We start from the raw sequence: 9,854 nt of genomic DNA on the forward strand, positions 1-9,854 counted from the left end.
AACGCCTGCTCCACCCATTTCCAACCGCCCAGCCGTCGCACGACCCTGTACACGCGCCCGCGCTGGATAGCGGTAAAGAGGCCCTGCAGTGTACGGAGCTGGGCCATAACCGCCTGCAATTGCTCCTGCTGGGCCACACCCAGGGCAGCCTGTCTGGAGCGTTGCGCTTCGCTTTCATCCAGCCGCCGTTGCAGGTTGGCCAGTTGTGCCTGCAATCTATTCCGCTCCGCCTCCATTTCTCCCACCTGCTGCCAGAGGGCTTTGTTCTCCTCCAGCCAGCGGTGCACCTCTGCCTGCAAGCGGGCGATCTCCGCCCCCTGCGCCTCAATCACCCCCAGCCGCGCCGCGCGATCGGCCTCCACAGACTCAAATTGCTGCCGTAAATCGGCCAGTTGTGCCTGCAATCTATTCCGCTCCGCCTCCATTTCTCCCACCTGCTGCCAGAGGGCTTTGTTCTCCTCCAGCCAGCGGTGCACCTCTGCCTGCAAGCGGGCGATCTCCGCCCCCTGCGCCTCAATCACCCCCAGCCGCGCCGCGCGATCCCGTTCTGCCTCGGCCAGCAGCCGCTCCAGGCGCTGCAGGTTCTCCAACCGTGCAGCCCGGTCCGCTTCCAATTCAGCATAGCGACTCTGCAGGCTACGGTACTGGTCATCCAGGTCCAACAACGCCTGAATCATCCGGCCATTCGGCGTGGCACTCAACGCCTTTGCGATCCCATCCGGCAAATAGGCAGCCAGAGGCACGCGGCTCACGACCAGGAACATATCGTAATGGGCAAAGATCGCCGGTTCGAAGGCCAGGTGCTCGGCCCCCAGACGATGGAAAAACTCGCGGATGGACTGCCGGCTGAAGAGGTAAAGATGCTCATCGGCTTTCAACAGTTCCAGAAACCGGTTTCCTTCGGCCACCATCTCTTCATAGGATTTCCCTTCCGGGTAGCACGGCGTCTGGATGATCATAACACCGTCTGGTTTGAGCAAGTTCAGGCAGTGTTGTATGGTGCCAACCGGATCAGGCAAGTGCTCCAGCACATCCATCAACGCGATCATGTCCAGCGAGCCGGGTTCAACCTGCTGATCCTCAATGGCGCCTAACAACATTGGCACGCCAAAGTGTTGCCGGGCAAATTCTACCACCCAGGGGCTGAGTTCCAGGCCGGTCGCCTCAAAACCAGCCCAGCGTAGCATGGCCACAAACCCGCCATGTGCGCTCCCCAGTTCCAGAACACTTGCCGGCGGTAGTTTGTACTTGAGCACTGTGCGCAGCCAGTATAAGCAGCGCTCGGGGAGATCCGTGCGAGAGCGAACCATAATATTCGGGAAACCCAAATCCTTTTCCTGGTACGAGAACCAGTAATCTCGCCCATAGAAGTCGTGATTGTCATCTAGGACCCTGGGTGTCGCGGATTGTGCTGGCGTCCGGGAGGTAACCAGAGATTCACAAACCGGACACCTCCAATATTCAGGCGAAAATGGAACCAGTTCCGTATTGCCGCACCAACATTTGGCCTGGATCATTCCTTCCTCCGCGCCCAAAAGACTGCTCCACTACCAGTAGACCAATCACGTTCCATGTGTAACACATTGGCAAGAATCTGGCGGAAAGCGGGTAGGAAATTGGGAAGAGATCCCATGTACGAAAACAGCACATCTCCCAACTCTCCGCCAGGCCGACGGATATGCCATAGATGATCCAGGAACAGGAACAGTCGGCTGGTTAACTCGGGCACGATGGGCACGTGCTCCAGAACTTTGAACCCTGCTCTTTCCAGATGCTCCATCCACAGCATCACAGGCAGGGGATTGACCAGATGGTGGTATGCTTGATATTCAGCCTCTACATTCTGAGCATGCGTCGGGTCTCCTACCTCCCGTACCAGCAGGGGCAAAGTCGCCCACTCAAGGAACTTGTCTGTTACTACACTTAGTAGGAAATAGCCACCCGGTTTCAGGCTACCCCGAATGCTGCTCATCACCTCAGGGAGATGATCCATGTGCTCTAAGGAGCAATTCGCGAAAGCAGAGGCGAAATTCTCAAGGTGTGCCGGCAACTGATGAGCCGGCACTGCATACACTTCTTGATACACACCGGAGCGCCGCGCGGCATCGCATATGCCAAGGTCTATGTCTATCCCAACCACAGCAGTTATCTGGGGCCATACCAGGCGGAAAAAACGCCCATCGCCGCAACCGACGTCCAGCACCGGCTCGGGTAGACTATATCGCTGGTAGGCCGCGTATTCCCACGCTCGCCAGATGCACATCGGTAGGATGTAAGGATACAGTTGACTGACGGCATCGTAACCAGCCAGAACTTGTTCTGGAGACAGCAACTCTTGTTTCATAGCAAGATAGTCACCAGTTTAAGTCCTTTTCGTAGCCCGTGGCCACCAACAGGCCGCCATAGCGTGTTTTGAACGCTTGCTTGACCCGGTCGGTGAAATAGTTGCGCCAATCGCCAGCGATACCCTTGCGCTCGTGCGCGCTAATATCCTCTTGCCCGCGAGGGCGGCCACCCGTCAACCGCTCAAAACGGTTAGCCAATACCACCTCTCGGAACCGCTCTCGCGAGACCGGCAACTGGCACTGCTCTAAGAGCAATGGTTCTAAGATTTCCAGATCGTGCTCCAGCAGGTCTTCGTAGCGGATCAATCGCTCGCCGGCCTCAAGCCATGAGACTTGGATACGTGCACAACCGGGCAACCACTCATCCATCAGGTAGATCATACCATCTTCCAAACTCAGGGAATGCAGAACCGCACGCCAATTGGCCAGGCGAGGCTCAAGCACCGGATGGCTGACCTTGATGCTAAAATACGCCGACACCAATGTGTCGCGCAAGTCCCGGATGATCACAAATCGGCGGAAATTAGATGGCAGGCGCACGCTGTCAAATTGTTGTTTGGTTACATAGACCGTCGGATATACCTTTCCAGGTTGTAACGGCCAATGCAGGAATTGGGTTTCATCCAGTTGGGGGGGAACGATTTTATCAGGCACACATTGTGCCAGGATCTTGTGGATCCACTGCGAACCTGCCTTCCAGTGCGTGATGTGAAAGATCGTCGGCGCATCAATATCAATAGACCGATGCGCAGGTAATACCTCTAGCGCTGTCCCCTTCACCACCGTGATTCGGCACTCTCCTGGCAAGTTGGCCACACCGTGATGCAACAATTTGCCCTCTGGATTGAATCTCACTGTGAACTTGCCAACATCTATAACACGGCAGTGTTCATCAATCAATTGGCTAAATTGTTCATGAGTGAGAGAGCCCTCACGATAGCCTCTATAAGACGCTTCATCGGTAGAAGCCAACCCAACCGTAAACCAGTATTCGCCTGGCGCAACTTCCAGATTGATAATTTGATGATAGCGCAAGCGTGTTCCTGATTGAACCAAACAAGGCACCGACAAGCCGTATTGAAAAGCGTTCTTGCCATGGATGACACGCCCGGTAGCGTCGTGAAATTCCAATCCACCGCTCGGCACGCCGATTTCGTCCAGAACTTCAAATTCGTAGAAGAAATGCGCCTGTTGCCCCTGAAAAAAGGAACGAGCGGGATGCCCATAAGCATCGCACAGGGCAACTGCTGTGCAGCGAGCACGCCCGTCGCTTAACTGGGCAACGCTGGATATATCCAGAAAAGCATCTGAGGATGGCCAGAAATGCTCGTCTATCTTGTCTGTTGCGATATGGTGCATGAGCGCCTAAACCTCCACTCTCACACGACATGTGCCGGGTAAATTGGCTACCCCATGATGAAGCAATTGCACCGGCGCACCATTCTGGCGGAATACTATAGCGAAAGGCCCCAATTTGGGTAAATGACACAGACGTATGATTTTTCGTCTGAGCTCAGAGTGTGTATACCTCCCACGGTACTCAAAGTCATAGCGTCCGATCATTGCCAATCCTACTTCAAATGTGTATTCCCCAACGGCAAGTTCCAACTTGATGTCCTGTCGAAAACGCAGGCGACTTCCAGCAGTAACCCAGGTGGGTACCTCAGAACCATACTCCAGCGTACTCTTGCCATGCACAACTATACCTTTGTCGTTCTGGATGACCAATCCCCCGATTGGCACTTCAATGTCCTGAAGCAGTTCAAACTCGTAGAAAAAACTCGCAGTCTCCCCTTGTTGAAAGGTATGACATGGTAACCCTTGCTGGTTACACAGGGCTACACCGGTACAGCGTGCCCAGCCATTTGAAACTTGTGGTATGCTGGATATGTCCAGGAACGCATCAGGAGAGGGCCAGTCAAGGTCCTTGCTCTCCTGCAGCGGAGCAACGGGCGCAGGTGATGGTTGGGATAGTGGTATAGAGACACGCTCCGATTGCCCGATCAGGTAATAGAGTCTAACTGCCTCATAAGCATCGCCCTGGAAAACTATGGTGCCTTGATCCAGCAGGATGGCGCGTTGACAAAATTGCTCCACCTCTGTCATCGCATGGGAGACCAGCACGACCGTTACACCGCGGTCGCGCAGGTCATTCAGCCGCTTGTAGCATTTCTGCCGAAAGAATACATCTCCCACGGCCAGCGCTTCGTCAATCAGGAGCACATCCGCATCCACGCCGGTCGTCACGGCAAAGGCCAGCCGCACCAGCATGCCGGTTGAGTACAGCTTGACCGGTTGATCGATAAAGTTACCGATATCGGCGAACGCAATGATCTCCTCCAGACGGGCTGCGATCTCTTGGGGCGACAATCCCAGTATAGTAGCGTTCATCCGCACGTTTTCGCGCCCGGTGTACTCCGGATTGAATCCGCTGCCCAGTTCCAACAGTGCTGCGACTCGCCCACGTATCTGCACCTCGCCCACTGTAGGCGAAAGTGTTCCGGCCAAAATCTGCAGCAATGTGCTCTTGCCCGCTCCATTGCGACCGATGACAGCCAACCGCTCGCCTTTCCGCACCTCAAACGATACATCGCGCAACGCCCAAAACTCGCGGGCATAGTTCTTGCCCAGGCGCCAAAACAGGCTCTGCTTCAACCGATCCTGCGGACGGTCATACAGCAAATAGCACTTGCTCACGTTACGCACAGTAATGACTGCGTCATCACTCATTGCTTGCATACCCCTATGATTGAACCGGGGTTTCAAACATTTTCGGTTCCAGCCAACGGTTTAGAGCATCTCTACAATACATCAGCAAAACCTTTTTTGAGACGCATAAACCAGAAGTAGCCAACCAGAAACGTTAACAGGCACACCCCTATTGTGCCCAACAGATCTCTTAGATCGGGCAACAGACCAATCATAAAGGCATTCCGATACAGGTTCACCAACCGGGCCATCGGGTTAAGGCGAAAGATGATGATGGCCTGGGGTGGCACTACATCCTCTGGATAAAAGATAGGGGTCAGGAACATCCACGCCGTCAGCACCAGTGAGATTAGCGGCCCCATATCGGGCAAATACACCGCCAGACTGGCCACGATCCAGTTCACACCCGTGGAAAAGAGCACCTGTAAGGCCAAAATCACCGGCACAAACAAGAGTGTTACATGCAAATGGCCGGTCACCAGCCAGGCCAGCGGGACTAACAGCACCATGCCAATAAATTGCTGAATGATAGCCGCCAAGGTCAGGTTAACCGGTAGTATTTCCAGCGGAAAGACCACCCGCTTCACTAAATTCGCATTGGCCCGGATCAAGATAGCCGAGGTGTGCACCCCCTCGCTGAAGGCCTGCCAGGGAAGCAAGCCGCACAACAGGTATACCGCAAAGGTGAACGGACTGGCATCGGTTGAGAACCTGACCTTAAGAAACAGAGAAAACACGACGGTATAGATGACCATCATCACCATTGGCTGAAATACTGACCAGAACAGGCCGCCAAAGGAGCCCCGATAGCGAGCGCTGAAATTGCGCCAGGTCATGACACGGATCAATTCCCGGTGGCGGACCAGGTTGCGTATCACTCCCGGCAGGTTAAACAAATCACGAACATAACGGATAAGAGTTGCCATTGTTGCACATTCCTAAAAACGGTCCCATTCCAACTGGACTTTGGACAAACGGGAGTGACCATCATAGATGTCTTACCTATTGCCTATATAAGATTTGGACCATCCTCACCACAACCTCATCCTGACTCCCTCACGTCCTTGTGCCTATCACCCGATGATGTTGCCGCTATGTACCGCTCGCCCCGCACCAGCCCCCTCTGGATCAAGTAATCCAGGATGATACGAGCGTTTTCCTCCACCGTATGGTTAACCGTATCCAGGGTGATCTCTGGATGTTCCGGCGGCTCGTAAGGGTCATCAATGCCGGTAAAACCCTTGATCTCGCCGCGGCGGGCTTTGGCATACAACCCCTTGGTATCCCGCTGTTCACAGATTTCCAGCGGTGTATCCACAAAGACCTCCACAAAGCGGTTGGCTCCTATCATATTCCGCACATCATTGCGGGTGGCCCGGTAGGGGCTGACTGCTGCACAAATCACCACACCACCGTGCCGTACAATCTCCGAAGCCACAAAACCGATCCGCCGGATGTTGATGTCCCGGTCCTCTTTGCTGAAACCCAATCCTTTGGAGAGATGGGTGCGCACCACATCGCCGTCCAGCAGGGTCACCTGGCGCCCATATTCCATCAGCATCTGGGTTAGAACCTCCGCCACGGTGGACTTTCCCGAGCAAGGCAAACCAGTGAACCAGATACAGATCCCCTGTTTGTAAATGGGTGGATAGCTTTCAGCCAGAATTTCGGCAACCTCCGTCCTGGTGAACCACTCTGGCAGAAGACGACCATTATTCAAGTAGTTCTCCCGAACATCCGTGCCCGAGAGCATAATGTATCGCTTCCCCGAAGGGACGCGGGAAAGTTCCTCATAACGCTCCTCATCAGGCAGATAGACTACCGTATCAAATGGAATCACCTGAATTCCGATCTCTTCGCTATAACAGAAAGCCAGTTCCTGGGCATCATACGGACCGTAGAAAGGCCTGCCCTGGGAATCCACCCCAGGCCCGGCGTGGTCTCGGCCCACAATCATGTGAGTCGCCCCATAGTTGCGTCGGATGATCATATGCCAGACTGCCTCGCGAGGGCCGGCCAACCGCATGGCCAGCGGGAGCAGCGCCAGGAGAACCCGCTGCGGGTCATAATACCGCTCGGCCATAATCTTATAAGTCCGGACGCGAGTGTAGTAGTCAACATCGCCGGGTCTGGTCATTCCAACGACTGGATGGAGCAATAACACACCATTCACCGACTGAGCTGCCCGCTTGGTCATCTCCTCGTGGGCCCGATGGAGTGGGTTGCGGGTCTGGAAAGCAACCACGTTCAGATGAGGATTGCGGGTGATTTCCGGATTTCTCCGCCCCATCTCTTCCAGCCGAGAGCGCACCTGAGAGGGTGTCAGACGCAGATCCTGGAAATCGTAATGGGAGGGCAACCGAAGCACCCGCAGCGGGCCGGAGATAAAGAGAGGCCCCCAGGCGTGGAGTTCAGCCACTAAGGGGTGGCGGGTATCCAACGTGCCAAAAACCTTTTGAGCCAGTTCTTGAAGGTTCCACTCGTAGACCTCCTCAATGGTCATCACGGCCAGCAGTTCATTCTTGGCATTGCGCAGGCCAATATCCTGCCCAATACGGATATGCGGCCCCGGTTCCACCGGCAGCGTGACCGGGATCGGGAAGACGTGACCGCTGCTCAGGCGCATTTCATCCAGCACCCGCTGGTAATCCCCCTGGCCCATAAAACGGTCCAGGGGCGAGAAAGCGCCCGTCGCCAGCAGTTCCAGGTCACACACCCCCCGATCGGAAAGCAACACTGAGGGCAAATGATTGGCATACGCCTTTATTTCACTGACATCTTCTGGTGGCACCATCAGGTCCACCAGTTTGCCTCCACAAGGTGGGATCAGGAGCGATGACATCTTTATCCTGCCTTGTGACCCCAACTTTTCTCCACCGATGTCTTGGCTAATTCTATTAGCCTGATCCATGGATTGCTGAGTGGTGGACTGTGCCATTGTATCGTCAGCGTGCATGGTTGCTCCGACACTGCCAGATTTTATCAGAAAATAAGGGCGCGGATTATGCGGATTTCTCTAAAGGAGACTCGCGGTCATCTTCCCGTTATTTCCGATGAACTCCACTTCTGCAAAGTTCAGCCGGATGGTGCAGCAGTGCCCCACCGTATCAGTGCATCCACAATCCGCTCCGCGGCATGCCCATCGCCATAGGGGTTCACCGCCTGAGCCATGCGCCTGTAAGCCTCGGCATCCTCAAGCAAGCGCACAGTTTCAGCCACGATCCGCTCCCGATCTGTGCCAACCAGCCGCACTGTGCCGGCCTCCACGCCCTCGGGGCGCTCGGTCACGTCCCGTAGCACCAATACAGGCTTACCCAGTCCCGGCGCTTCTTCTTGAATGCCCCCTGAGTCAGTGATGACCAGAGTGCAGCGCTTCATCAGGTAGACCAGGGGCAGATAGTCCAACGGCGGGAGCAGGGTAATGCCGGGCTGGCCTCCCAGCAAACGATACACCGGCTCCTGCACGTTCGGGTTCAGATGGACAGGATAGACGATGTGCACATCCCCCTCATAGCGGTGGGCAATTTCCGAAAGCGCCCTGCAGATTTCCTCCAGAGAAATAAAGTTCTCTCGCCGGTGTGCGGTAACCAGGATGATCCGCCGCTCCCACGGCAAGCCGGCCAATGGACCGCTCTCCGGATCGTAGGGCTTTTCAGCCACCGTCAACAGAGCGTCAATCACCGGGTTGCCGGTCACGTGAACGGTCTCGGGCGGCGCCCCTTCGCGCAACAGATTGTCGCGCGCCCAGGCAGTGGGGGCAAAATGGAGATCGGCGATGACGCCGGCCACGCGGCGGTTGATTTCCTCCGGGAAGGGTTGCCACTTGTCGTGAGTGCGCAATCCCGCTTCTACATGCCCCACCTTCACTCTTGTGTAGAAAGCGGCCAGGGACGCTGCGGCTACCGTAGTCGTGTCTCCCTGCACCAGCACCCAATCGGGCTTCTCTTCCTGCAGGATAGGCTCTAGCCGGGCCAGCACGGCCGCAGCCACCCGGGTGGGAGACTGGTTGTCCTCCATTATATCCAGATCATAGTCCGGCGCAATATGGAAGAGGCGCAGCACCTGATCCAGCATCTGGCGGTGTTGGGCAGTAACGCACACCCGGCACTCTATCCCGGAACGCCTGCGCAATTCCAGAATCACCGGCGCCATCTTGATTGCCTCAGGGCGGGTCCCAAACACGCAAAGGATCCTCATAGCCCTCTGGTCCTTATTTACTTAATTTCATTGTAATATTATAATAGAGGCTGGATGTGGAGGCCAGGATGAACTTCCTCACCCCGAACTCGCGACACAGCTCCAGCAGGTTCAACGTGCCAATCACGTTGGTCTCGTAGTAGGCCCAGGGGTTCTCCACGGACGGACGCACCCCGGCCCGGGCGGCCAGGTTCATCACCGCATCAAACGGATCTTCGGCCCGAAACAGTCCTTCCATGGCTGGCCGGTCGCCGATATCCAGCCGATAGAAAGCGAACCCCGGCCGGCCTTCCAGTTGCGCCAGGCGCCATCGCTTGAGACGTGGATCGTAGGCATCGTTGAGATTGTCAACGCCGATCACGGTATAACCCTGATGGAGCAAAACCTCGCTTACCTTCCAGCCTATAAAGCCAGCGCAGCCAGTGACCAGGATTTTTCTGCTCATGGCATCCCCCATGCTTCAATCAACTCCGCCAGGGACTTGCGCTCTCTCTCCGTCCGGTCTAAGCCATGCTCGCCTCACGGTTTCAGCGCCCGAATCCTGGAGCGGATCCCCTCATCCCCCGGCTTCCACTCCAGGGCCTGGCGGTAGGCCGCCAGAGC

Annotated in this window: 8 protein-coding genes; all 8 read right to left on the minus strand. The window is 55.8% G+C overall.

What is annotated here, in order from left to right; all coding sequences use genetic code 11:
• The coding region (locus ABJK56_RS05630) for a methyltransferase domain-containing protein (RefSeq protein WP_347243689.1) at positions 1 to 1,310 on the minus strand (1,310 nt) is incomplete at its 3' end.
• A gap of 203 nt (positions 1,311 to 1,513) precedes the next feature.
• Positions 1,514 to 2,344, minus strand: coding sequence for a class I SAM-dependent methyltransferase (locus tag ABJK56_RS05635; RefSeq protein WP_347243690.1), 831 nt, complete (start codon positions 2,342 to 2,344; stop codon positions 1,514 to 1,516).
• A 10-nt stretch (positions 2,345 to 2,354) separates the two neighbouring features.
• A complete protein-coding gene (locus ABJK56_RS05640) occupies positions 2,355 to 3,704 on the minus strand; it encodes a Wzt carbohydrate-binding domain-containing protein (RefSeq protein WP_347243691.1) in 1,350 nt (449 codons plus the stop codon).
• A 6-nt stretch (positions 3,705 to 3,710) separates the two neighbouring features.
• On the minus strand, positions 3,711 to 5,075 hold the full coding sequence (locus tag ABJK56_RS05645; RefSeq protein WP_347243692.1) for an ABC transporter ATP-binding protein: 1,365 nt from the start codon (positions 5,073 to 5,075) through the stop codon (positions 3,711 to 3,713).
• A gap of 71 nt (positions 5,076 to 5,146) precedes the next feature.
• Complete coding sequence (locus ABJK56_RS05650) at positions 5,147 to 5,980, minus strand: ABC transporter permease (protein WP_347243693.1); 834 nt, start codon at positions 5,978 to 5,980, stop codon at positions 5,147 to 5,149.
• 116 nt (positions 5,981 to 6,096) lie between these two features.
• Complete coding sequence (locus ABJK56_RS05655; protein WP_347243694.1) at positions 6,097 to 7,896, minus strand: bifunctional sulfate adenylyltransferase/adenylylsulfate kinase; 1,800 nt, start codon at positions 7,894 to 7,896, stop codon at positions 6,097 to 6,099.
• 233 nt (positions 7,897 to 8,129) lie between these two features.
• Complete coding sequence (gene wecB / locus ABJK56_RS05660; protein ID WP_347243695.1) at positions 8,130 to 9,251, minus strand: UDP-N-acetylglucosamine 2-epimerase (non-hydrolyzing); 1,122 nt, start codon at positions 9,249 to 9,251, stop codon at positions 8,130 to 8,132.
• 13 nt (positions 9,252 to 9,264) lie between these two features.
• Entirely contained in the window at positions 9,265 to 9,696 is a 432-nt protein-coding gene (locus ABJK56_RS05665) for a GDP-mannose 4,6-dehydratase (protein ID WP_347243696.1), read from the minus strand.
• Positions 9,697 to 9,854 lie beyond the last annotated feature (158 nt).

This window comes from Thermogutta sp., assembly GCF_039793925.1.
In the GTDB taxonomy this organism is placed as follows: Bacteria; Planctomycetota; Planctomycetia; order Pirellulales; family Thermoguttaceae; genus Thermogutta.

Coding starts and splice junctions, on each gene's coding strand:
- ABJK56_RS05645 (WP_347243692.1), bottom strand. CDS start 5,075: ATGAGTGATGACGCAGTCATTACTGTGCGTAACGTGAGCAAGTGCTAT.
- ABJK56_RS05655 (WP_347243694.1), bottom strand. CDS start 7,896: ATGTCATCGCTCCTGATCCCACCTTGTGGAGGCAAACTGGTGGACCTG.
- wecB (WP_347243695.1), bottom strand. CDS start 9,251: ATGAGGATCCTTTGCGTGTTTGGGACCCGCCCTGAGGCAATCAAGATG.
- ABJK56_RS05635 (WP_347243690.1), bottom strand. CDS start 2,344: ATGAAACAAGAGTTGCTGTCTCCAGAACAAGTTCTGGCTGGTTACGAT.
- ABJK56_RS05640 (WP_347243691.1), bottom strand. CDS start 3,704: ATGCACCATATCGCAACAGACAAGATAGACGAGCATTTCTGGCCATCC.
- ABJK56_RS05650 (WP_347243693.1), bottom strand. CDS start 5,980: ATGGCAACTCTTATCCGTTATGTTCGTGATTTGTTTAACCTGCCGGGA.
- ABJK56_RS05665 (WP_347243696.1), bottom strand. CDS start 9,696: ATGAGCAGAAAAATCCTGGTCACTGGCTGCGCTGGCTTTATAGGCTGG.